The organism is Stenotrophomonas sp. C-A (assembly GCF_054030835.1).
Genome location: NZ_CM132916.1, coordinates 1,408,959 through 1,430,940 on the forward strand (window position 1 = coordinate 1,408,959; position 21,982 = coordinate 1,430,940).

The window sequence follows — 21,982 nt, forward strand, 5'->3', positions numbered from 1 at the left end:
TAGGGGAAAAAGGGGACGGAGGGGATTAAGTCGCAATTCCCCAGTCTTGCCGTTTACGACTTAATCCCCTCCGTCCCCTTTTTTGCGAGGAGGCGCCAGGTGGCGAGGCTGCCGTAAAGCAGCAGCAGGACGGTGAGGGTGATCAGTTCGTGGCCGACTTCTGCCAGGCTGGCGTCCATCTGGTTCAGGCGCACCATCAGGTTGATGCCCGAAGTGGTGGGCAGCAGTTGCGCCAGCCAGACCAGCGGTTGCGGTGTCATCACCGCCGGCCACGACAGGTTGGCCAGGAAGAACAGCGGGATCGAGGTGGCAATGATGTACTGGAACGCGCGTTCGCGGGTGCGGAAGAAGCTGCCCACGAACAGTCCAAACACCACTGTGGCGGCGATGAACAGGGTGCCGCCCAGCAGCTGGCCCAGCGGATTGCCGCCACGCGGATAGTCCTGCACCCAGGCGGTGAAACCGGCGTAGTAGAACAGCCCGAACAGGCCGATCAGCCCGAAGCCCAATGCCATGCCCGCCAGCGTTGGCAGGTCGAAGCGCAGGCGCCGGCCCAGCGCGAGTCGGCGGCCACCGAGCAGCACGCCGATGCCCATCAACAGGGTCTGGTGCACGATCAGCTCGGCCACGCCGGGCACGATGGCGCTGCCATAGCCTTCCTGGGTGTTGTACAGCGGGCGCTGCACCAGGGTGACAGGTGGTGCCTGCGGCGCGCCCATGAAAGCGGCCTGGCCGACCACCGCGTCACGCCCGAACGCGCCCAGCGCATCGGCCACGCTGCCCAGCACCCAGCTGGCGCGGCCCAGGTAGGCGCCGTTGCCGAGCAGCACCAGCTTGGCCGGGTGCCCACGCAGGATGTCACGCTCCAGGTTGGCCGGAATCAGCACGATGCCCTCGGCATGGCCGGCTTCCAGCTGCTGGCGCGCGCTGTCGATGTCCGCCGGTTGCCCGACCACGCGTGCGACTCGCAGTGCATCGAGCTTGCGCAGCAGTTCGCGGCTGGTGGCGCTGTGGTCTTCGTCCACCACCAGCACCGGCAGGTTGCCGGCCACCTGGTGGCGGTACGCGGCCGGGTAGAAGAACGAGTACAGGATCACCGCACCGACCATCACCACGATCGCATAGCGGTCGCACAGCACCGCCATCAGGGTCTGCCGCAGGCTGCGCCAGAGTGCGCTCATGCGTCGGCTCCCGCAGGCTGCGCGGCTTCAGGCGTACGCGCGAAGGCGATCAGGCGCAGGCCGCCAATGCCTCCCGCCACCACCGCCATCAGCAGCAATGTGGCCAACGGCCACACCGAAACCGACAGCGGCGAACCGATGAACTGCTGCTGGGTCTGCAGCTTGATGTAGGCGCTGAGTGGCAGCAGCTGGTGCCAGACACGGGTGAACAACGGGCCGTCCAGCACCGGGAAGGTGGCGCTGGAGAACGCCAGTGCGGTGCCGATGCTGAGGCCGACCGCAGACAGCGCGGTGCCCATGTCGCGGGTGACGCCGACGAAGAACAACGCGTAGGCGGCCGTGGCCAGGTAGAACAGGGGCTGTGCGAGCAGCAGCAGGAGCACGCTGCCGGCCACGCCGTCGCCGCGCAGCCAGGCCAGGTAACCGATGCCGAGCGCGCCATACAGCGAGAACAGCAGGATGTACGGCGCGACCTTGCCGGCAATCGCAGCCCACGGCGTGCGGCCCAGCCAGGCGGCCAGGGTACCGTCGCGGATCTCGCGGCCGAGGCTGCCAGCTACGGCAAGCGCCAGCACCAGCGACAACACCGCCGGGAAGATCAGCGGCAGCAGGAACAATTCGTAGCTGCGCGCCGGGTTGTACAGGATGTCCGACTGCACCGCGATCGGCGCCGCGCGCAGCTTGCCCGGGCCAACCTGCAGGCCGATGCGCTCGCGCAGCAGGCGCGCGTTCCAGGCCGAGACCGCGTCGCCGATATCGCGCGCCGCAGATTGGCCAGTGGTCATGTAGGTCGCGTTGTAATAGGCGAACACCGTGCCCTGGCGTCCACGCAACGCCTGTCGGGTGACATCACGCGGCACCAGTACGATGGCGAACACATCCAGGCGGCGCAGCTGCGAACGCGCGTCTTCCATGTCCACGGGCTGGCTGGCGATGCGCACGCCCGGGCTGGCATCGAGCATGCGCAGCAGCAGGCGGCTGTCACTGCTGTGGTCGAGGTCGACCACAGCAATGGGGATGTCGCGCATCACCGACGGCGTGAACATCCACGCCATCACCGCCAGCATCAGCAGGGGCAGCAGGGTCACCAGCAGCAGGTCGGCACGGTTGCCGCGCAGCGACTGCAGCTCGCGCCGCCACGAAGCGGCGAAGCCGTTGCGGTCGGGGCTCAGTGCTGGGGCCATGCGAACAGCACGCTCATGCCGGGGCGGAAGCCCTCGATGCGGCGTACCGGGCGCACCCGCACCTCGAAGCTGCGGACGTCGTAGCCGGACGACTGGCGGGTGGTACGCCAGGTTGCATAGTCGCCGGCCGGGTTGATGAAGTAGACCTCGAACTCACCGTCCTGGCCGAGTGCCGGCACGCTGCCCTGCAGCTTGCTGCCGACCTTCAGACCCTGCATCTGAGATTCGCGCAGGTTCATCGCCACCCACATGCGGTCGATGTCGACCAGGGTGAATACCGGGTAGCCGGCCGGCACCAGTTCGCCGGGGTCGGCCATGCGCTTGTTGATCTCGCCGGCCACCGGCGCGCGCCCTTCCACTTCGACACGCGCGGCGTTGACTTCGGCCACCGCGCCCTGTGCCTGCTGCACCTGGCCCTGCGCGGCACGCTTGTCCTGTTCGCGTGCTCCGGCCAGCGCCATGTCGTACTGCGCGCGGGCGGCATGGGCCAGTTCGCGCGAACTGGTCGCCTGGGCATGCGCTTCATCGCGCTTCTGGCGGGTCATCACCCCTTCGTTGAACAGGTTCTGCACGCGCTGGTAGGTGGCTTCGGCCAGCGTCGCACCGGCTTCGGCCCGCTTCCAGTTGGCTTCGGCGGCGCGGATGTCTTCGCTGCGCGCGCCTTCGTCAGCCTTGTCGGCCACCGCCTGTGCGGCGGCCAACGCGCCGTGCGCCTGCTGTTCCTTGGCGGCCACTTCGGGGCTGTCGAGCAGGAACAGCACCTGCCCGGGCTGCACGCGGTCGCCCTCGCGCACCTTCAGTTCGGCCACGCGCGCGGTGATCTTGGCGGCCACGTTGATCGTGTCCGCATCGGCCATGCCCTGGATCTGGTCGGCCGGGCTGCGCCAGGCCAGCCACAGGCCGAGCACCACCACGACCAGCAGCACCACTATCAGGATCGGGCCCAGACGGCGCTTGGCCGGGGGCGTCGTCGCATCGTCGTGCAGCACATCACTCATGGTCGATCACCTCGTCCGCACGCCGCCGGAACTCTTCGAAACGGTCCATCTGTCCACTGACCTCCAGCAACTGTGCCAGCGCAATATCGTATTGGTAGGCGGCCTGCGCGCGCTCGACACGGGCACCGCCCAGGCCGAGCCGCGCGTCGATTACATCAAGCGAAGTCGCCTGGCCTTCGCGGAACGCCAGTTCCTGCAGGCGCAGGTTTTCCTGTGCCTGGGCGATGCTGCTGTCGAGCAGCACGTACTGCTGGCGCGCGGTCTCCAGTTCGTTCCAGGCCTTGCGCACGCCCAGCGCGACCTGGTTTTCGGCCTCGCGCAGGCCCGCTTCGGCCTGGTCCTGCTGCGCACGCGCCGCGCTGATCTGCGCCGGCCGCGAGTTCGGCGACAGGAAGGTGTACTTCAGGCCGATGCCGAACGCCCAGTCCGGGTCGGTCAGCATTTCGTCGCGGCGGCGGAAATCGTACTGGCCGAAGGCGAAGATCTGTGGCTTCAGCTTGGCCTGCTGCACACGCACGCCCTGTTCGGCCTGCGCCACCATCGCCCGCAGGCGTGCGATCTGCGGCTGGCGTGCCTGCGCGGTGCGCTCGAAGCTGGCCACCGGTTCCAGCGGCACGCGCTGCACGAACAGCGGCGACACCGGCTGTACCTCGCCGCCACTGCGCAGCAGCGTGGCCAGTGCGGCCTTCAGCGTGGCCAGGTCGTTCACCGTCTTCTGGTATTCGCGCTCGGCCTTGTCGCGGGCCACGGTGGCCTGCAGGCGCTGGGCGCGGGTGGCGAAGCCCTCGCGCTCCAGCTTTTCCGCGTCGGACAGGTGGCGGTTCAAGCCATCGCGCACATCACGGCGTACGTCCACTGCCTGCTCGGCCAGGCGCTGGCCGAAGTAGGCCTGGGCCAGCTGCACGGTCAGCGATTGGCGCTGTGCCTCGCGTTCGGCACTGGCCTGTTCGTGGGCGGCGCTGGCGGCACGTTGTGCGGCCGGAATCACGCCGCCGGTGTACAGCGGCAGCACAGCAGTCACCACCGGGCGGGTGCGCCAGTCGCGTTCGGTGAACGACAGCGGCGAGTCGATGCCGAAGGCTTCGGCCACCGGTGCCAGCGAACCCAGTGGCAGGGTGAGGGTCTTCTGGAACTGCAGGCGGCGCACTTCGCCGGTGATCTCCGGCAGGCGCAGCAGGCGGGTGGCATCCTGCAGGTCCTGCTTGTTGCGCACCGCGGCGTCGGCGGCGGCCAGTGCATCGGACACCTGTTCCAGCCGTTGCCGCGCCTGTTCCCAGTCCAGTGCGGGTGCATCGGCACTGCTCTGCGCTGCTGCGCCGAGCGGCAGGCAGGCTGCCAGTGCCAACACGACTTTCGCGCGCTGCGTCCTTGTACGTCGGCCGATCACGCCCATGCCGTCCCAGTGGTAAAGAAGTGCGCAAACGGTAGTGCGCGTGGCGTGAAGCCCGGGTCTGCGATCATCGGATTGTCCTCAACGAAGGGTGCCGCTGGCCGCAGTGCGCAGCGCCTGGGTGATGTGCTGCAGCGTGCTTGAGCGTACGGCGGCATGCTGCCAGTACAGCGGCACATCGAGCCAGCGGCGGGGTTCCATTACCACCACGCGGCCGGCGTGCACGGCGGGCGCGACCAGGATTTCCGGGGCCATGCCCCAGCCGAGTCCGCACGCGGCGGCTTCGACGAAACCGGTGGAAGAGGGCAGGTAGTGTAGCGGCGGCTGCAGGCGCGCGCGGGTCAAGCGCCGCACGAAGCGCCATTGCAGTTCATCCTTGCGGTTGAACACCAGCATCGGTGCGCGCGCCAGGGCTGCGGCCTGTATGCCGTCGCTGAAGTACTGGCGGGCGAAGCCCGGTGAGGCGATGGCGTGGTAGCGCATGGCACCCAGCGGATGCACGTTGCAGCCCTTCACCGGTTGGCTTTCGGCGGTGACCGCACCCAGCACGCTGCCGTCGCGCAGCAACTGCAGGGTGTGGTCCTGGTCGTCCATGCGCAGGTCGAACAGGTAGCCATGGCGCTGGTGCAGGTCGGCGATGGCCGGCACGAACCACGTATCGAGCGAATCATCATTGACCGCCAGCGGGATCGGCGTACGCACGGCGTCACGGCCACGTTCGGGCAGCAGCTCGGCCAATGCCTCGGCTTCCAGCGCCTGCATCGGCCGTACCCGGCGCAGCAGCGCCTCACCGGCGGCGGTGGGGCGGCACGGCGCCTGGCGTACCAGCAGCACCTGCCCGAGCCGGTCCTCCAGTGCCTTGATCCGCTGCGACAGCGCCGACGGGCTGATCGACAGGCGGCGTGCGGCGGCCTCGAAGCTGCCTTCCTCCAGCACGGCAGCGAACGCGGCCAGTTGTGGATGTACCAGATCCATGCGGGCCTCTTCAGTTTTTCTGCACAGGATAAAGAAAAACCAGATTGTCTTAACCGGTTATTGGCCGCACCCTGCGCATCCCTTCGCTGCCTGGCCTGTCCTGATGTGGATCACCGCTACCGTCGCCGGCCTGTTCGCGGGCGCCGGCCTGATCATCGCCATCGGCGCACAGAATGCCTTCGTGCTGCGCCAGGGCTTGCAGCAACGTCATGTGGGAACGGTGGTGGCCGCCTGCGCCGGCGCGGACATCGCGCTGATCCTGGCGGGCGTGGGCGTCATGGGCGCGCTGGTGCTGCAGTGGCCGTTGCTGCTGCAGGTGCTGCGCTTCGGTGGTGCAGCGTTCCTGCTCTGGTATGGCCTGCAGGCCGGGCTGCGCGCGTGGCGCGGTGGCAGTGCGCTGGCGGCGGGCGAGGTGGAGGGTGGCAATCGACGGCAGGTGCTGCTGACCTGCCTGGCGTTCACCCTGCTCAATCCGCACGTCTACCTGGATACCGTGGTGCTGCTGGGCAGCCTGTCCACGCGCTATCCGGGCGATCTGCGCTGGGCGTTTGCTGCCGGCGCCTGCGCAGCCAGCGTGATCTGGTTCTGTGCGCTGGGCTATGGCGCGCGGCTGCTGCAGCCGGTGTTCCGCAGGCCGAGTGCCTGGCGGGTGCTGGATGCTGGCGTGGCAGTGTTCATGTTCTGCCTCGCCACGCTGCTGCTGTTGCGCCCGCTCTAGGCCACGTCCACCGCGCACTGCGGGGTTTCGCCGGGGCGCAGGGTCAGTACGCGCACGCCGCTGCGGGTGACTGCCACGGTGTGTTCGAACTGCGCCGACAGCTTGCCGTCGCGCGTGTAGACCGGCCATGCGTCCGGCTGCTGGCGGATCGCCGGCTTGCCCTGGTTGAGCATCGGTTCGATGGTGAACACCATGCCTTCCTCCAGCACCATGCCGGTGTTGGGATGGCCGTAGTGCAGGATCTGCGGTTCCTCGTGCATTTCCTGGCCAATGCCATGGCCGCAGTACTCCTTCACCACGCTGTAGCCGTGGCTGCGCGCGTGGCGGGCGATGGCGTGGCCGATATCGCCCAGGTGTGCGCCGGGGCGCACTGCGCCGATGCCTTTCCACATCGCCTGGTAGGCGGTCTGCACCAGCCTGCGCGCGGCGTAGTCGACCTCACCGACCAGGTAGGTGGTGCTGGAGTCGGCGATGTAGCCGTTCTTCTCCAGGGTGATGTCGAGGTTGACGATCTGGCCGTTGCGCAGCACGTCGGTGGTGCTGGGAACGCCGTGGCAGATGACGTCGTCGATCGAGGTGTTGAGCACGTACGGGAAGCCGTACTGCCCTTTGCTGGCCGGCCGCGCCTGCAACTCATCGACGATCATGCGCTCGACGAACTCGTTGATCTCCATGGTGCTGCGGCCCTGCAGCGGCAGCTGGTCGAGCGCGGCGAACACCTGCGCCAGCAGGCGTCCGGATTCGGCCATCAGCGCGATTTCGTGCGGCTGCTTGATCATCGCCATGTCAGGCCCGCCCGGGGGCCAGCGCTTGCGGCTGTACGCCGGCCGCCCGAAGTTCGCTGGCGACGATGTCCTGGAAGCTCAGCGTGGGGTTCAGCTCGCACAGCATGCCGACCCGGATCCAGAAGTTGGCCTGGGCGTTGATCGAGCGGCTGGAGACGGTGCAGGCACGGCGCAGCTGGTCGTGCAGGGTGTCATCGATGTTGACGATGCCCATGGGTGGTCCTGGATGAGTTGACATACGAATCGTATATGTTTCGTATATTCCACTCAAGGCCGCGTGGTTCAGCTGGCGTCGGTGGCGAAGCGCAGACGGTTGCCATCGGGGTCGCGCAGCAGCATTTCGCGGCTGCCCCATTCGGTGTCATGCGGGGGCTGCTCGATCGGCACGCTGGCGGCACTGAAGGCGCGGTGCAGGCTGTCAACATCGTCGACGATGAAGTACACCGCGCCGCCGACCTCGCAGTCGCCGCTGTGTTCGGTGAGGAAGATCGTCTGGCCGTCGCGGGTGAGCTGGGTGAACAGCGGAAAACCGGGTTCGAAGCGGTGTTCCCAGTCGACCACGAAACCCAGCCCCTGCACGTAGAACGGCAGGGTGGTGTCGGCGTGGCGCATGCGCAGTTGCGGGATGACGGTCTGGGGCATGGCGAGGGCTCCTGGGGGGAACCCAGTGTAGAGCCGAGCCATGCTCGGCTGCTGTTCGCGGTCCCCGCAGTCGAGCATGGCTCGACTCTACAGAAGGCGCCAGCCGAGCGTGGGCTCGGCTCTATCCGACTCTGGTGGTTGCCAACCTTGGTTGGCATTGCCGGCCAGCGGTCAGCAGGCCATCGGGACCGAAGCCATCGCCGCCAGCAGTTCGCGGTTCACCTGCTGGTGCCGGGCCTGCCAGGCAGGAAGATCGTCGGCGCTGATGTCCGGCTGGCCATCCAGCGATGACAACCAGCGCTTGAAGCGGCCCTGGTAGTTGGCCAGCGACACTTCGCCGGTGATGTCACTGCCGACCAGGCCGCCGGCGCGCAGCGCCTCGATCACCACCAGTGCGTCCTCCAGCTGGAAGCGGCCCTGATCCCAGTTGCTGCGCGCCACGTCTTCGGCAAACACGTCCTTGTCGATCGACAGGTAGGTCGGCTGCGGCGACTTGGCCTGTTCGGCAGCGAACGCAGCCACCAGCGCTTCAGGGTGCTCGAAGCGGCGGAACGCGTGGCCCATGCCGAGGCGATGGCCCCAGCCGACATCCACGTCCATGCACCAGTACGTCAGGCGGCCACCCAGCAACGGGCGCCAGTGGTTCTCCCAGGCATGGCCGAGGCCGATGTCGCTGGAGGTGATGCCGAGCACATGGATGTGCGAGATCTGCGGCAGCTTGCTGGCGGCATTCACCCATGAGCCGCAATGCATGCCGAACGGAAAACGCATGTTGTCCGGATGGTTATCCAGTACCACCAGCTGGAACGGCGCCTGTGCGTGCATGCGCTGCAGCAGCGGCAGGCTGAGGTGGTGGAAGTCGCCGCTGCCGAGCATGACCGTGCCGAGCTGGGCCGGCAGCGGCGCCAGCACTACCGCGGCGAAACGGTCGAGGGTGGCATTGCTGCAGGCGAAGCGCAGCGGGTCATGCCACTGCGGCAGGGCCAGCGTCTGCGCCTGTGGCAGCGGCAGCACGCCACCGTCCAGGTCCAGAATCAGCGGGGAACGCAACGGCATCGTTCAACCGCCTCCATCAGGTTCGCCCTGCAGATGCGGCGCCAGCTTGCGCAGGGCGGCACGCAGCAGCGGGGAACGGGCATGGATCGCGTGCCGGGTGGAGGTGAAGCTGGCCCCCAGCTCGGCCTTGATCCGCGAGTCGGTCCAGCCGGCCACGTAGTGGCTCAGGCCGTGCTGCAGGGCGTACTCGAGGTTGTGCATCCAGCTCACCGCGTACAGGTTGTGCTCGCGCGACTGCGGATAAGCCAGGCCAATGTACTTGTCCACCAGCTTGCCGGCATGCACGTAGCACAGGTTCCAGCCGATCAGCTGGCCCTGGTGGCGGTACAGGAACATCCGTCCCTGGCCCTGGCCGTCGGCCAGCAGGTACTGGAAATAGGGCAGGTCGAGCTGGTCGAAATGCACCGCGCTCTGCGCATACACGCCCAGGTACAGTGCATGCAGTTCGGCCTGCAGCCGTGGGTCGGCCAGGGCCGGATCTCCCGTGGCGATGCAGTCGATCTGCAGGTCGTCGCGCGAACGGAGCTTGCGCCGGATGTTCTTGCGGCGCGAGGACGACAGGCGGCCGAGATAGCCGTCGAGCGAATCGAAATCGATCGCCACCCAGGCCAGCGGCATGCCTTCCAGTTCGACGAAGCCGCGCGCCAGCAATGCCTGCAGGAAGGCAGCGCTGTGCGCATTGGCCGCGTCGTCCAGCAGCGGTGAATCGATGGCGAGGTCCTTCACCACCAGCAGCCGGGTATCGCCGATCGCGTGACGCGTCACGTCCTCGGCCAGCGCCTCCGGCGCGACGTGTGCCGGCAGCGGGGTGTACTCGGTGCTGGTGGCACCGACGAAGCGGGTCTGCCAGGTGATCCACGGCCGCCACAGGCGCGACAGCGGCAGGCCGAGCAGCCTGCCGCGCAGTTCGTCGTCCATCGTGGTGGTCAGGTCCAGCGGCGCACGGAAGGTCGGCAGGCCGCTGGGAAGCCGGCCTGCCTCGAATCCGAGCGGCGGGTGGGCCAGGAAGCCCTCCAGCAGCGCGGCCGGTTCCAGCGCGGTGCTGGAGGCACGTGACGTCATTTCCATCGGCACGGGAACCGGCAGCGCATCCAACCTCAGCCCTTGGCCTTGGTCAGCGCCTGGTCGAGCAGGGTGATCGCCAGGTCGATCTCTTCGTAGCTGATGTCCAGCGACGGAGCGAAGGTGATCACGTTCTTGTACCAGCCACCCACGTCGAGCACGAGGCCCATGCGCTTGCCGTCGTGCAGCAGGTCACCAGCCAGGCCGATGTCGACCATGCGGTCCAGCAGTTCCTTGTTCGGGGTGTAGCCGTCGGTCTGGCAGATTTCCGCGCGCAGGGCCAGGCCGAGGCCGTCGACGTCGCCGATTTCCGGGTGGCGCTTCTGCAGGCCACGCAGGCCGTCGAGGAAGTACGCGCCCTTTTCCGGCACGGTGCGCTCGTAGTCCATTTCCTTGCCCAGCTTCAGCACTTCCAGGCCCAGGCGGGTGCCCAGCGGGTTGGAGTTGAAGGTGGAATGGGTGGAGCCCGGCGGGAACACGGTCGGGTTGATCAGTTCTTCGCGTGCCCACAGGCCCGACAGTGGGTTCAGGCCGTTGGTCAGCGCCTTGCCGAACACCAGCACGTCGGGGGTGACGCCGAAGTGCTCGATCGACCACAGCTTGCCGGTGCGCCAGAAGCCCATCTGGATTTCATCGACGACCATCAGGATGCCGTACTTGTCCAGCACGCGCTTGAGGCCGGTGAAGAAGTTGCGCGGCGGGATGACGTAGCCGCCGGTGCCCTGGATCGGCTCGACGTAGAACGCAGCGTACTCGGCCTGGCCGACCTTGGGATCCCACACGCCGTTGTACTCGCTTTCGAACAGGCGCTCGAACTGCCACACGCAGTGATCGGAATACTCGTCCGGGGTCATGCCCTTCGGGCGGCGGAAGGGGTACGGGAACGGGATGAACATCGCGCGCTCGCCGAAGTGGCCGTAGCGGCGGCGGTAGCGGTAGCTGGAGGTGATCGACGACGCACCCAGGGTACGGCCGTGGTAGCCGCCCTCGAAGGCGAACATCAGGCTCTTGCCGCCGCGCGCGTTGCGCACGATCTTCAGCGAGTCTTCAATGGCCTGCGCACCGCCGACGTTGAAGTGCACGCGGCCGTCGAGGCCGAACTTCTCGTGCATGTCCACGGCAATGGTCTTGGCCAGCTGCACGCGGGTCGGGTGCAGGTACTGGCTGGCGACCTGCGGCAGGGTGTCGATCTGGTCCTTCAGCGCGTCGTTCAGGCGCTTGTTGCTGTAGCCGAAGTTGCAGGCCGAGTACCACATCTGCAGGTCGAGGTAGGGCACGCCCGCACCGTCGAACATGTAGCTGCCTTCGCCGCGCTGGAAGATCTTCGGCGGGTCGACGTAGTGGACGGTATCGCCGAAGGAGCTGTAGCGCGCTTCATCGGCCAGCAGCTGCGCGTCGGAGGCAGCGGCGTCGGCGTTCTTGTCAAAAATGTTCATGCAGTTCGGTTCCGTGAAGGACGTTCGAAAGAGGTAGCGGGGGCGTGCTCAGGCGGTGGCCAGCAGCAGGGGCAGTGCGGCGGGCTGCGGGCTGGCGTCGATACGACGTGGCTGCAGCAGGCTGCCATCGAGCAAGCGCGGCAGCAGTGCGATTGCATCGTGGAAGGTAGCGATGGCGGCATGCTCGATGCCGGCATTGGTGCAATGGGTGATCAGGCGGCGCTTGGCGAACACGAAGTCGGCGTCTTCGGACACGCAGAAATCCGAGCTGCCGTCGCCGATCATCAGCACGCGCGGTGCTTCGTTGGCGCGCGCCTGCGCGGCGCAGGTGCATTTGCAGGTGCCACTGCGGCAGCCTTCGGCCTGGTAGGGCGATTCCAGTTCCCAGTGGTCCCCGCACCAGCGCAGGTGGTTGGCCACCACCGGCAGTCGCGACAGGCCATGGTTGGCGAGAATGCGGTGGATCGCATAATCCAGGCCGTCACTGACGATGCGCAGCGGCACGCCCAGCTGCTCGGCGCGGGCGACGAAGGCGGCGAAGCCCGGATCGATCTGCACCTGGTCCAGATGGGCGTCGAGCGCGGCCGGGTCCAGCTTCAGCAGCCGCACCTGGCCCTGCATGCATTCACGCGAGCCGATCTTTCCTGCTTTCCACTGGTCTTCCAGCTCCTGCCAGCCCGGCTGGCCATACTTTTCCAGCAGCGAGTCGATGACATCTTCGAGGCTGATGGTGCCGTCGAAGTCACACAGGATGCTCCAGTGCATGGGCAGGTCCGTCGATGAAAGAAACGCCCGGCCCGATGCCGGGGCAGGCTCAATGTAGGCAGGCAGCCTTTCTCGTTCCTTTCCTGTTGAAAGGCTTCATTGACGGGCTGGGAAAACGTTCAGGAAGGTGCATGGATGAATGCGTGAGGCGCAGTCCATCCGTGCGTCTTGAAGTCACGCGCGGGCCAGCACCTGCAGTATTTCGGCCGTCTCTTCACGGGTCTGCCAGGCGCTGTTGCCAAGGGTCAGCATGCGTGCGGCGAAGTCGCGTGCGTTGGGCATGTCGTCCTGCGGCACGATGCCGCGCAGGTACGCGTAGTCGGGCAGGGCATGGATGAACATGCGGCTGGCGCCGAGCCCGCGTGGCCACAGGTCTTTCAATACGGCATCGCGGGCGCGCTGGCTGGGCAGCAGCAGCATCAGCATCGGCCAGGTGCCACCGCTACCGGCAAGGCCGTCGACCACCTCAACGGCTGGCAGCTGTGCCAGCTGCACGCGCAGCTGCAATGCACGCAGGCGTCCGGCCTGCAGGAAGGCAGGCAATCGCCGCGCGGCATGGGCACCGATGTTCTGCCGCCACTGGCTGACCCGGTGCTGCGGAATTTCCAGCGGGAAAATGTCACCGACCGCTTCTTCCAGGTCGCCACGCTGCAACGCACTGCGCAGCGGATTTCCATACACCAGCGATAGGAGCGATGGCCGATAGCAGGCGGCCAGGCCGAGCAGCTGCACACTGCGCAGCAGTTCCCAGCGCAGGCTGAAGCGCACCTGTTCGGCGGCATGTCCGGCCAGCGCGGCACGCAGCTCGTCATCGCGACTGACCAGCAGGCCGCCTTCGTGCAGGCTCAGGCCCTTGCCGGCGGCGAGGCTGAAGAATCCGATATCGCCACGCAGGCCGACACTGTTGTTGCCGACCCGTGCGCCGAGCGCCTGTGCGGCATCCTCGATCACCCAGGCGCCGGCGCCACGCGCAACCTCGCAGGCCAGCTCGACATCGGCGATGCGCCCGCCCAGGTGGGTCGGCAGGATCGCCAGCGTGCGCGCATCGGCCAGACGCTTGAGCTGGCCGGGGTCGAAGTCGAAATGACCGTGGCGGGTATCGCACAGCTGCACGCGCAGGCCCAGGCTGTGCACAGCGATCGGCACCAGCGGGCAGGTATAGGCCGGCAGGATCACGGTGTCGCGCTTGGGTGCACGCTTGCGAAGCGTACGCAGCGCGATCAGCAGCGCGTGCGTACCGGAACAGGTCAGCTGCAGCGGCGGTGTGCCGAGCTGGCTGGCCAGGACGTCGCGCAGGTCGCCACCACCGGGCAGGAAATCGCTGGCCTGCATCGGCAGGCCAGCCGTCGGGGGCAGTTCGCGCGCTAACAGGCTCATCGCAGCGTGCTCAAGGGGCACTTTCAGCGGGGCTGTGCGGGTCGTCGGCTTCCGCGCGGCCGAGGCAGACGATGCCGGCCACGATCAGCACCGCACCGAGCAGATGGTGCAGCGTCAGCGGCTCGTTCAACAGCCACGCCGACAGCAGCAGCACGCTGATCACTTCCAGGTGCGAGGCGGCGAATGCGGGGCCGATCGGCGCATGCCGCAGCAGGCTCATCCAGGTGAAGAATGCACCCACGTAGCCGAGGATGGCGCCGTACACCCACGGCTGAGACAGCACGCGCAGCAGCCACGCGGTGTTGGCCTCGACCGGCAGCGCGGCATCACCGGCGTACTTGAAGCACAGCTGGGCCAGCGTGTCGAAGGCCATCAGCAGCGGGAAGCCGATGACATAGAGGCGCCTCATGAGCCGGCCCCCACCACCGCCACGCCTGCGGTTACCAGCAACATGCCGGTCACCCGCAGCGGCGTGAGTTTCTCGCGGAACAGGAAACGGCCGGCGATCATCAGCGCGACGATGTTGATCGAGCCCAACAGCACGCCCTTGGACAACGGCACCAGCGACAGGAACGCGATCCAGGCGACGAACTCAAGCACGTAGCAGGCGATGCCGATCCACAGCCAGGGGCGGCTGAGCATGTGTTTCCAGCGTTGCAGTCCTTCGCCTTCCTGCGGATCGCTGGCGGCGGCCTTGAAGGCGAGCTGGCCACCGGTATCGAGTACCACATTGGCCAGCCACAGCAGCGTGGCAAGTGCCCCCATTTCAGGCCACCGCCTTGAGCACGCCCGTGCGTTCACCAATCTCGGTGAAAAAGCGCGCGCTGCGGCGGATCACGTCGCGGCGTTCGCGGTCGATGGTGATCATGTGGTAGCTGTCTTCCAGCACCACCAGTTCCTTCGGGCCGCTGACCCGCGACATCACCAGCTCGGCGTTGCCCATGCTGGCCACGTCGTCTTCGCGGGCGTGCATCACCAGGCACGGTGCGGTGACCTGGTGCAAGTGGCGGCGGGTCCAGTTGCTCAGGGCGCGCATCTCGGCCAGCGCGTGCCAGGGGTTGCCCGGAAGGCCGGCCGCCGCGCTGTCGCCGGACAGCATGGCGGCGCTGACCTGCGCGCGCAGGCGCTCGTCACGCAGGCCGTACGGCGGTTCTTCCATGAACATGCGGTCGCGGCCGATGTTGAAGCGCTTGAACCACGGCAGCAGGAACGAGAAGCGGGCCACGGCGGGGATGTTCCAGCCGTCATAGCGGAAGGTGGCGCCGTATACGCCGACGCCGGACACCCACTCGGGATGACGCGCAGCAAGGGCCAGCGACAGCACTGCGCCCATCGAAAGGCCACCGACGAACAGCTGGTCGACCTTGCCGCGCAGGGTTGCCGCCGCATCTTCCACGCCCTGATACCACTGTTCCCAGGTGGTTGCCAGCAGGTCATCCACGCTGCCGCAATGGCCGGGCAGCTGCACGCCGTGCACGGTGAAACCGGCGTTGTTCAGCCCTTTGCCCAGCATGCGCATTTCCGCCGGGGTGCCGGTCAGGCCATGGACCAGCAGCACGCCCTGTGGGCCACCGGGGAGGAAGAAGTCGTGCGATTCGGTCACCTGGCGGCTCCGGGACGGCAGTGGGGATGGCAGGATCGCAAGCGCGATTTTCGCCAGCCTTTCAGCGCCCCGGGCCGGGTCAGGGCGCCTTCAGCAGCGGCAGCGTGATGGCGACCTTCAAGCCGCCACCGGGGCGGTTCAGGAAGCTCAGGCGGCCGCCGAAGTGCTCCACCGCCTCATGCGCGATGGCCAGGCCGAGGCCGGTGCCGCTGGCAGCGGTGCCCGGCGCCCGGAAGAAGCGCTCGCCCAGCCGTGGCATCACGTCGTCGGGCACGCCGGGACCGTTGTCTTCCACATACAGTTCGACATCATTGTCGTCCAGCGCATGCACGCCCACCGTGACAGTCGCATTGCGGCCGGCATAACGCAGGGCGTTGTCGATCAGGTTGTCCAGCGCCTCCTGCAGCATGGCGCCGTTGCCGAGTACACGCAGCGGATGGGGGCTGCCGCGGTAGCCCAGATCGATGCCATCACGGATCGCTTCCGGTACCCGCATGCCGACCCACTGCGGTACCAGAACGCCCAGATCCAATGCCTCGACCGTTTCCGGCACGGTCTGCGCCCGGCTCAGTGCCAGCAGCTGGGTGCTGACCCGCGCGGTGCGCTGGTTGAGCCGGCGGATGTGCTGCAGTGCCTCGCGCACCGTGTCCGGGTCGCCGTGCGCCAGCGCCTGGTCCACGTGCAGGGCCATGCCCGCCAATGGGGAACGCAGCTGGTGTGCGGCATCGGCGATGAAGCGGTTCTGCAGGGTGATCATTTCCGCCTGGCGCGCGAACAGATCGTCGATGGTGCTGATCAGCGGCTGGATCTCTTCCGGTACGTCGGCATCGGAGATCGGCGCCAGTTCGCCGCGGCGCTGCGCCAGGCGGGTCCTCAGCGGGGTCAGGATGCGCAGGCCGTAGGTCACGCCGAACCAGACCAGCGCGGCGGTGCCCAGCGCCAGCATGGTCATCAGCGGGATGATGATCATCAGGATCTCACGCGCGCGCTGGCGGCGGTCGGCCATGCTCTCGGCCACCGTCACCGCCAGCTGGTCCTGCGGATCGTTCATCGCCTGGGTGCAGACCGTGGCCATGCGCACCTGCTGGCCATTGAGGTTGCCGTCGTACAGCGCCGGATGCACGCCGGTGCAGTCCTGCGAAGGGGCGTACGGGCTGAAGTCTGCGTTGCCGCTGAGGGTGCCCATGCGGCTGCTGTCGACGTTGAAATAACGATGGCCGTCGGGGTCGTACTCGATCAGGAAGCGCGCCTGCGGAGACAGGTCGCTGGTCACCGGCATGGTGCTCAGCATCTGCGCGAACGAGTGCGTGTCGTCAATCAGGTTGCGGTCGTGGATGCGGTTGGAATAGTCCAGCGCAACGTAATAGGCCAGGATCGTGTTGAAGGTGAGCAGGCCCAGCATCGGCAACGCCAGGAAGGCGAGCAGGCGCCGACGCAGGCTTGGGGGACCACTGATCACGGGGCGCTTTCGTCCTGCGCGTCTTCCAGCATGTAGCCCAGCCCGCGCACGGTGCGGATGCCCATGCCGCCGGGCTGCAGCTTGCGGCGCAGGCGGTGCAGGGCAATGTCCAGGCCGTTGTCGGTGAGGTCCTGGCCCCAGTCGCACAGCGCTTCCACCAGCTGCGCGCGCGACACGATGCGCTCGGCGCGTACCGCCAGTGCCGACAGCAGGCCGAACTCGCGCGCGGTCAGTTCCAGCGACTGGTCGTCGATCCATACCCGATGCCCGGCCAGGTCGATGCGCAGGCGGCCGATGCGCAGGTCCGGGTTGCCATTGCTGGTGACCCGGCGCAGCTGCGCACGCACGCGCGCTTCGAATTCGTCCAGTGCGAACGGCTTGACCAGGTAGTCATCGGCGCCAAGGTCGAGCACGCGCACGCGCTCGGCCAGGCCATCGCGGGCGGTCACCACCAGCACCGCCAGGCCATCGCCGCGCTGGCGCAGGCGTTGCAGCACGTCGCGGCCATCCAGCTGTGGCAGGCCCAGGTCCAGCACCAGCAGCGCGTACTGGGTCGAGCCCAGCGCGGCGTCGGCGTGCGCGCCGTTGTCGACGTGGTCGACCACATGGCCCTGGCGGCGCAGCGAGGCGCACAGGCCGGAGGCGATGTCCGGGTCGTCTTCAGCAATCAGAACGCGCATGCGCGGGGGCTCCTGTAACGGTCTGGCCCACCGGATGGACGGGGTGGGCCTCTCTCGGCTGCCGAGGGTAGCCGCAAACCGGGTGAAGGTGGAGCGGGCCGCCACCGCCCGGTGCCGTCGCGCTGTCCCTCCATTCAGTCCTGCAGGCCCGGCTCACCCAGCGCCAGCGGCACCCGCGAGCCATCCAGCAGGCCACGGCTGAGCCTGCCATCCTCGATGAACAGCAGTTCGCCGTTCTCGCCGTTCTTGATGCTGCTGTCGATGGCAATCACGCGGTCGCCATGGAAGCTGCTGACGTGCGGCATCGAGGTGTGGCCGACCACGATGCGCGCGAGCTGCAGGCGGTCGAGTACGGCCTGCACCCCTGCGGTGTCCAGTCGCCCATCGAAGTAGCCGCGGTACCAGATCGGGCTGGTCTTGCCGTCATACAGCGGTGCGGTGGCCGGATCGGCCTTCACTTCGGCCTTGGCCAGGCCGAGCGTGGCCTGGTAGGCCGCGTTGGTGCGCGCCGGGTCCAGCGCCAGTTGTACTGCCTCGGGCGAAATGCCGCCGTGCAGGAACAGGGTGTCGCCGATCTTCAGCAGCACCGGACGGGTGCGCAGCCACTGCCCGATCACCGAGTCGGCGCCATACAACTGAGGGTAGCTGAGCCCCAGCAGCTGGGCACTGCGCAGGTACTTCGGATTGACGTAGCGCAGGTCGTCGTACAGCACCATGGTCTCGTGGTTGCCGAGCACGAAGTGCACCGCGCCACCGGCGGCGGCCGCCTGCTGCTGCAGGCCATACAGCAGCCAGAACGCCTCGGTCACCTGCGGGCCACGGTCGAACACATCGCCGGCGATGACCAGGGTGTCCTTGCCCAGCGCCCAGCGGTCCTGTGCGTCGATGACCTGGTGGGCGCGCAGCAGGCGCACCAGCAGCCCGTACTGGCCGTGGATGTCGGACAGCGCAACGATGCGCGGCACGGCCGGCAGCACGGAGATCGAAGGTGCATTGGGTGCAGCCACGTGCACGCTGTGTTCGTAGCCGCAGCGCGGGGCGATATCGGTACCTGCTGCCCCGGAGGCAAGCGTGTGCGACTCGACCTTGTCGTCGCAGATCCATCTGGCCTGCAACTGGTTGCCCTGGCGGAACACATAGGGGCCATCGGCCTGCACGTGGTCGGCGGGCGCGGCAACCTCGCGGGCCTGCGTGGTTGCTGTGGCGCAGGCCAGCAGCGGCAACAGCAGGGCGGTCAGCAGGGAAGGGCGATAGCGCGACATCGGCGGCATCCAGCGGCGGAAAAAACCGATGCTAACCGGCGCGGGCGTTCGTCGGTGTGCGCGAATGGGCGGGTCAGGTGTCGCGCCCGTCGTCCTTGAGTTTGCGTACGCGGGTGGCGGCGGGCTGAAGCGGCTGGCCGTCGCGCCCGCGCGGCTGCATGTAGGGCAGCGGCCGCCGCGTCGCCAATTCGATCAGCTGTGAATGGGCTTCCCCCATACCGAAGCGATGGCGCTCTCCCCACTGGCGCAGCGCGACCAGCAGCGGGAACAGTTCCTGGCCGGCGGCGGTGAGCACGTACTCTTGGTAGGCCGATCCATCGGAGGCCGGCCGCAGCTGCAGGATGCCGGCCTCGACCAGCCGGCGCAGGCGGTCGCTGAGGATGTTGCGCGCCGCGCCGAGGCTGCGCTGGAAATCACCGAAGCGGGTGATGCCGTCGAACGCGTCGCGGATCACCAGCAACGCCCAGCGGTCACCGAGCAGGTCGGCACTGCGGGCTACAGGACAGGGGCTGTCGGTGCGCATGCTGGGTATCTCCGAATGTGGTTGCAGTTTAAAACCAATGGCGATAGCCTGCACCCGGTTTCAAATTGCAACTACAAGATGAGTGCCGCATCTCTTCCCCGTCCGCTGCTGGTCCTGCTTGCGGTTGCCGCCGGCGCCAGCGTTGCCAATGTCTACTACGCTCAGCCGCTGCTGGATCAGCTTGCACGCGCCTTTGCACTGGACCGGGCCGTGGCCGGCGCGGTGCTGGCGGCCACCCAGGCCGGCAGCGTGCTGGCGTTGCTTGGCCTGCTGCCGCTGGCGGACCGCGGTGATCGGCGACGCCTGCTGCGGCTGCAGCTGATCGCACTGGTGCTGGCCCTGTTGTGGCTGGCGGCGTCGCGCACGGCGAGCTGGCTGTTGTCGGGCATGCTGCTGGCCGGATTGCTGGGCACGGCGCTGACCCAGGGCCTGATCGCCTACACCGCCACGCTGGCACCGCCCGAGCAGCGCGGTCGCATGGTTGGCGTGGTGCAGGGCGGAGTGTTCATCGGCCTGCTGCTGGCGCGCGTGGTATCGGGTACGGTGGCGGCGGCCTTTGGCTGGCAGAGGGTCTACCTGCTGTCCGCGGTGGTGATGGCGGCATTGGCGGCGCTGCTGTGGCGGCGCTTGCCCGCAGTACCGGTGCCGTCGGTGCCTCCACGCTGGCGCGAGCTGCTGGGCTCGATGCTGGGCATGCTGCGCCGGAATCGGACGCTGCGCGAGCGCGGGCCGCTGGCGGTGCTGCTGTTTGCCGGCCTCAATGTGTTCTGGGCGGCGGCACCCTTGCCGCTGTCGGCACCGCCACTGCACTGGTCGACCGCAGCCATCGGCGCGCTCGGCCTGGCTGGCGTGGTCGGTGCGTTGATGGCGGCGCGGGTCGGGCACTGGATGGACTGCGGTTTCGCACATCGGGTCAGCCTCGGCGCGCTGCTGCTGATGCTGGTCGCGTGGTGGCCGCTGCTGGGCCTGCCGCAGTCGCTGTCCTTGCTGCTGCTGGGTGTGGTCGTGCTCGACCTCGGCGGCCAGGCACTACATGTCTCGAACCAGGCATTGCTGCTGCGTGCACCGGCAGAACAGCATGGGCGCCTGGTGGCTTTGTACATGCTGTTCTATGCGGTGGGCAGTGGTGCAGGCGCGGCGGCGGGGCCCTGGATGCAGGTGCGGCATGGCTGGCCCGCAGTGTGCCTGCTGGGGGCAGGCATCGCGTTGCTGGCGCTGCTGTGGTGGGCAGCATGGCGGGTGGTGGCGGTGAAAGCAGCGGCTGACGTTGGTGTCGGTGGCGTCGGCTGTCGGTAGCGTCGACCGTTGGTCGACTGCTCTTGCCGCGGAGCGCGAGAAGCCAGCGCTCCGCGCGATAGTCGACTGGCAGTCGACTCTGGTGCCTGCCGCGCGGCGTTACCGCTGCAACGCACGCCGCCCGGGGGCTTCCTGCAATGCCTCGCTGGCCACCACCACGCGGTTGCGGCCGCTGCGCTTGGCCTCGTACATCGCGGCGTCGGCACGTGCCATCAGCCGCTCGTAATCCGGATGACCATCGTGACCGGCCACGCCGATGCTGGCGGTCAGTTCCAGCACTTGGCCATTGGCCAGCGCTACCGGCGACTGTGCGATCTGCCGGCGCAGGCTCTCGGCGATCACGGTCGCCTGCGATTCGCTGGCGGCCACCAGCACCACCACGAATTCTTCGCCGCCATAGCGGAACAGGTAGTCGCTGCCACGCGTGAGCTGGCCGAGCAGGCCGGCCACGTGCTGCAACGCGCGGTCGCCGGCATCGTGGCCATGGCCGTCGTTGATTGCCTTGAAATGATCCAGGTCGAGCAGCAGCAGCGAGAACGGTGTGCGGTTGCGCGTGGCCAGCTCGATTTCCCGGCGCAGCACTGTAGGCAGGAAGCGACGGTTGAGCAGATTGGTCAGCGCATCGCTGCCGGCATCCAGTTCGCCGATGCGCTCGAACAGCAGTGTCATCAGGGTTCGGATGGCAGCCAGGTCCTCGCGGATGGCCGGCAGCACGGCCAGTCGCTGCGCCGGCGCATCGCCGCTCGCGCGCTGCAGGTGGCCGTCAATGCGGGCCATCAACTGGCCCACCTGCTGCGTTTCGCTGCTTTCGCCGAAGCTGGGGATGCCCTTGTGGGTGAACCACAGGCCGAACTCCGAGGTGGCCAGGCTGGCGTTGTCGCTGGCCTGCACATGACCGGCGAGTGCGTACAGCAGGGCGTTCTCCCAGTCCAGCAGCAGTGCGCGTTGACGCTCGCGTTCCGTACCGACGTTCTGTACCAGCGAGAACAGCCGGTAGGCGGCGTCGGCACGGGTGGAGCGCTCGCGCGCATGGGTGTAGGCCAGGGTCATGCCTTCCATGGCGATGTCCATGATCGCGCTGAGGCAGTCGATGGCGGCGAACGCGGTCGCGCTGTCGGGCGCGTCGTCGCGCAGGCGCACGAACAGCTCGTGCTTGAGCACGCGCGCACCGCGGGTGACCAGGTCGACCGGGATGCCGACCCGCGCGTGTACGTCGCCGATCACCCGCTGCGAGGCGACGGTGGTGGCGATGCCGGAGGCGTCGGTGGTCAGCAGTTGCACCAGCCAGCGCTGCATGGCCGGCTGCAGGCGCTGCTTGACCTGGTCGTGGGACAGGAAGCGGCGTGCACGCCCGTCCTGCAGCAGCACTTCGTAAAAGCGCTGGGCCAGCGCGGGTGGGGCATCGGTGGCAGCGGCCCTGAGCAGCGCGGTGGCGGCAGGGCCGGCCTGCAGCAGGCAATGCTGCCAGGCCTCGGCCAGCGGCTGGCTGGCTTCATCCAGTTGGGGTGTTTCCACGTCGATCTCTGACTGCGTACGGCAAACCACGGGTATCGGCCGCGGCGGCGTACGGTTGATGGCGGGTTAGCCGGC

At 67.8% G+C, this 21,982-nt stretch carries 23 protein-coding genes; 2 read left to right on the top strand and 21 right to left on the bottom strand.

Features of this window, described 5'->3' with window-relative positions:
- Positions 1–53: 53 nt before the first annotated feature.
- From ACW5IY_RS06700 to ACW5IY_RS06720, 5 genes are all read right to left on the bottom strand, one after another.
- The gene (locus ACW5IY_RS06700) at positions 54–1,181 is read right to left on the bottom strand and encodes an ABC transporter permease (protein WP_049433908.1); all 1,128 of its coding nucleotides are present in this window, start codon (positions 1,179–1,181) and stop codon (positions 54–56) included.
- Complete coding sequence (locus ACW5IY_RS06705) at positions 1,178–2,365, bottom strand: ABC transporter permease (RefSeq protein WP_049433907.1); 1,188 nt, start codon at positions 2,363–2,365, stop codon at positions 1,178–1,180. Before ACW5IY_RS06705 ends, ACW5IY_RS06700 begins: the two co-directional genes overlap by 4 nt.
- On the bottom strand, positions 2,350–3,363 hold the full coding sequence (locus ACW5IY_RS06710) for an HlyD family secretion protein (RefSeq protein ID WP_049433906.1): 1,014 nt from the start codon (positions 3,361–3,363) through the stop codon (positions 2,350–2,352). Before ACW5IY_RS06710 ends, ACW5IY_RS06705 begins: the two co-directional genes overlap by 16 nt.
- Positions 3,356–4,756 carry a TolC family protein gene (locus ACW5IY_RS06715; RefSeq protein WP_049433905.1) on the bottom strand — a complete coding sequence of 467 codons (1,401 nt, stop codon included), beginning with the start codon at positions 4,754–4,756 and terminating at the stop codon, positions 3,356–3,358. The genes ACW5IY_RS06710 and ACW5IY_RS06715 overlap by 8 nt, the downstream gene beginning before the upstream one ends.
- A 78-nt stretch (positions 4,757–4,834) precedes the next feature.
- Positions 4,835–5,728: a LysR family transcriptional regulator ArgP gene (locus ACW5IY_RS06720; RefSeq protein WP_049433904.1), complete on the bottom strand. Its 894-nt coding sequence runs from the start codon at positions 5,726–5,728 to the stop codon at positions 4,835–4,837.
- Between the two features lie 103 nt (positions 5,729–5,831).
- Here ACW5IY_RS06720 and ACW5IY_RS06725 point away from each other — a divergent pair, with 103 nt between their 5' ends.
- Positions 5,832–6,446 (top strand): LysE/ArgO family amino acid transporter, encoded by a 615-nt coding sequence (locus tag ACW5IY_RS06725; RefSeq protein WP_457327060.1) that lies wholly within the window; start codon positions 5,832–5,834, stop codon positions 6,444–6,446.
- On the opposite strand, the gene map is transcribed toward ACW5IY_RS06725, so the two are convergent.
- The 15 genes from map to ACW5IY_RS06800 all read right to left on the bottom strand — a co-directional run bounded on the left by map (position 6,443) and on the right by ACW5IY_RS06800 (position 19,096).
- Positions 6,443–7,225, bottom strand: coding sequence for a type I methionyl aminopeptidase (gene map, locus ACW5IY_RS06730; protein WP_049434003.1), 783 nt, complete (start codon positions 7,223–7,225; stop codon positions 6,443–6,445). The two genes, ACW5IY_RS06725 and map, sit on opposite strands and share 4 nt — an antisense overlap.
- A 7-nt stretch (positions 7,226–7,232) precedes the next feature.
- Positions 7,233–7,445, bottom strand: a complete 213-nt coding sequence (locus ACW5IY_RS06735; RefSeq protein WP_049433902.1) for a ParD-like family protein — start codon at positions 7,443–7,445, stop codon at positions 7,233–7,235.
- A gap of 68 nt (positions 7,446–7,513) precedes the next feature.
- Positions 7,514–7,873 carry a bleomycin resistance protein gene (locus ACW5IY_RS06740; protein ID WP_049433901.1) on the bottom strand — a complete coding sequence of 120 codons (360 nt, stop codon included), beginning with the start codon at positions 7,871–7,873 and terminating at the stop codon, positions 7,514–7,516.
- 171 nt (positions 7,874–8,044) lie between these two features.
- Entirely contained in the window at positions 8,045–8,929 is an 885-nt protein-coding gene (locus ACW5IY_RS06745; protein ID WP_049433900.1) for an arginase family protein, read from the bottom strand.
- A gap of 3 nt (positions 8,930–8,932) precedes the next feature.
- Positions 8,933–9,997 carry a GNAT family N-acetyltransferase gene (locus tag ACW5IY_RS06750; RefSeq protein ID WP_049486809.1) on the bottom strand — a complete coding sequence of 355 codons (1,065 nt, stop codon included), beginning with the start codon at positions 9,995–9,997 and terminating at the stop codon, positions 8,933–8,935.
- A gap of 29 nt (positions 9,998–10,026) precedes the next feature.
- On the bottom strand, positions 10,027–11,427 hold the full coding sequence (locus tag ACW5IY_RS06755) for an aspartate aminotransferase family protein (protein WP_006425764.1): 1,401 nt from the start codon (positions 11,425–11,427) through the stop codon (positions 10,027–10,029).
- 48 nt (positions 11,428–11,475) lie between these two features.
- Positions 11,476–12,192 (bottom strand): MtnX-like HAD-IB family phosphatase, encoded by a 717-nt coding sequence (locus ACW5IY_RS06760; RefSeq protein WP_049433899.1) that lies wholly within the window; start codon positions 12,190–12,192, stop codon positions 11,476–11,478.
- A 174-nt stretch (positions 12,193–12,366) separates the two neighbouring features.
- The gene (locus ACW5IY_RS06765; protein ID WP_049433898.1) at positions 12,367–13,569 is read right to left on the bottom strand and encodes a DegT/DnrJ/EryC1/StrS family aminotransferase; all 1,203 of its coding nucleotides are present in this window, start codon (positions 13,567–13,569) and stop codon (positions 12,367–12,369) included.
- A gap of 10 nt (positions 13,570–13,579) precedes the next feature.
- Positions 13,580–13,978 (bottom strand): DMT family transporter, encoded by a 399-nt coding sequence (locus tag ACW5IY_RS06770; protein ID WP_049433897.1) that lies wholly within the window; start codon positions 13,976–13,978, stop codon positions 13,580–13,582.
- Positions 13,975–14,334, bottom strand: a complete 360-nt coding sequence (locus ACW5IY_RS06775; protein ID WP_012479558.1) for an EamA family transporter — start codon at positions 14,332–14,334, stop codon at positions 13,975–13,977. The genes ACW5IY_RS06770 and ACW5IY_RS06775 overlap by 4 nt, the downstream gene beginning before the upstream one ends.
- 1 nt (position 14,335) lies before the next feature.
- Positions 14,336–15,172: an alpha/beta hydrolase gene (locus tag ACW5IY_RS06780; RefSeq protein ID WP_049433896.1), complete on the bottom strand. Its 837-nt coding sequence runs from the start codon at positions 15,170–15,172 to the stop codon at positions 14,336–14,338.
- A gap of 79 nt (positions 15,173–15,251) precedes the next feature.
- The gene (locus ACW5IY_RS06785) at positions 15,252–16,631 is read right to left on the bottom strand and encodes a sensor histidine kinase (protein WP_010483178.1); all 1,380 of its coding nucleotides are present in this window, start codon (positions 16,629–16,631) and stop codon (positions 15,252–15,254) included.
- A complete protein-coding gene (locus ACW5IY_RS06790) occupies positions 16,628–17,311 on the bottom strand; it encodes a response regulator (RefSeq protein WP_049433895.1) in 684 nt (227 codons plus the stop codon). The genes ACW5IY_RS06785 and ACW5IY_RS06790 overlap by 4 nt, the downstream gene beginning before the upstream one ends.
- A 134-nt stretch (positions 17,312–17,445) precedes the next feature.
- Entirely contained in the window at positions 17,446–18,573 is a 1,128-nt protein-coding gene (locus ACW5IY_RS06795; protein WP_049433894.1) for a metallophosphoesterase, read from the bottom strand.
- A gap of 73 nt (positions 18,574–18,646) precedes the next feature.
- Positions 18,647–19,096, bottom strand: a complete 450-nt coding sequence (locus tag ACW5IY_RS06800) for a winged helix-turn-helix transcriptional regulator (protein ID WP_049433893.1) — start codon at positions 19,094–19,096, stop codon at positions 18,647–18,649.
- A 78-nt stretch (positions 19,097–19,174) separates the two neighbouring features.
- On the opposite strand from ACW5IY_RS06800, the gene ACW5IY_RS06805 reads away from it, so the two are divergent.
- Positions 19,175–20,392, top strand: coding sequence for an MFS transporter (locus ACW5IY_RS06805; RefSeq protein WP_049433892.1), 1,218 nt, complete (start codon positions 19,175–19,177; stop codon positions 20,390–20,392).
- 99 nt (positions 20,393–20,491) lie between these two features.
- Here the strand turns inward: ACW5IY_RS06805 and ACW5IY_RS06810 are convergent, their stop codons facing one another.
- Complete coding sequence (locus ACW5IY_RS06810; RefSeq protein WP_049434002.1) at positions 20,492–21,907, bottom strand: GGDEF domain-containing protein; 1,416 nt, start codon at positions 21,905–21,907, stop codon at positions 20,492–20,494.
- Positions 21,908–21,982 lie beyond the last annotated feature (75 nt).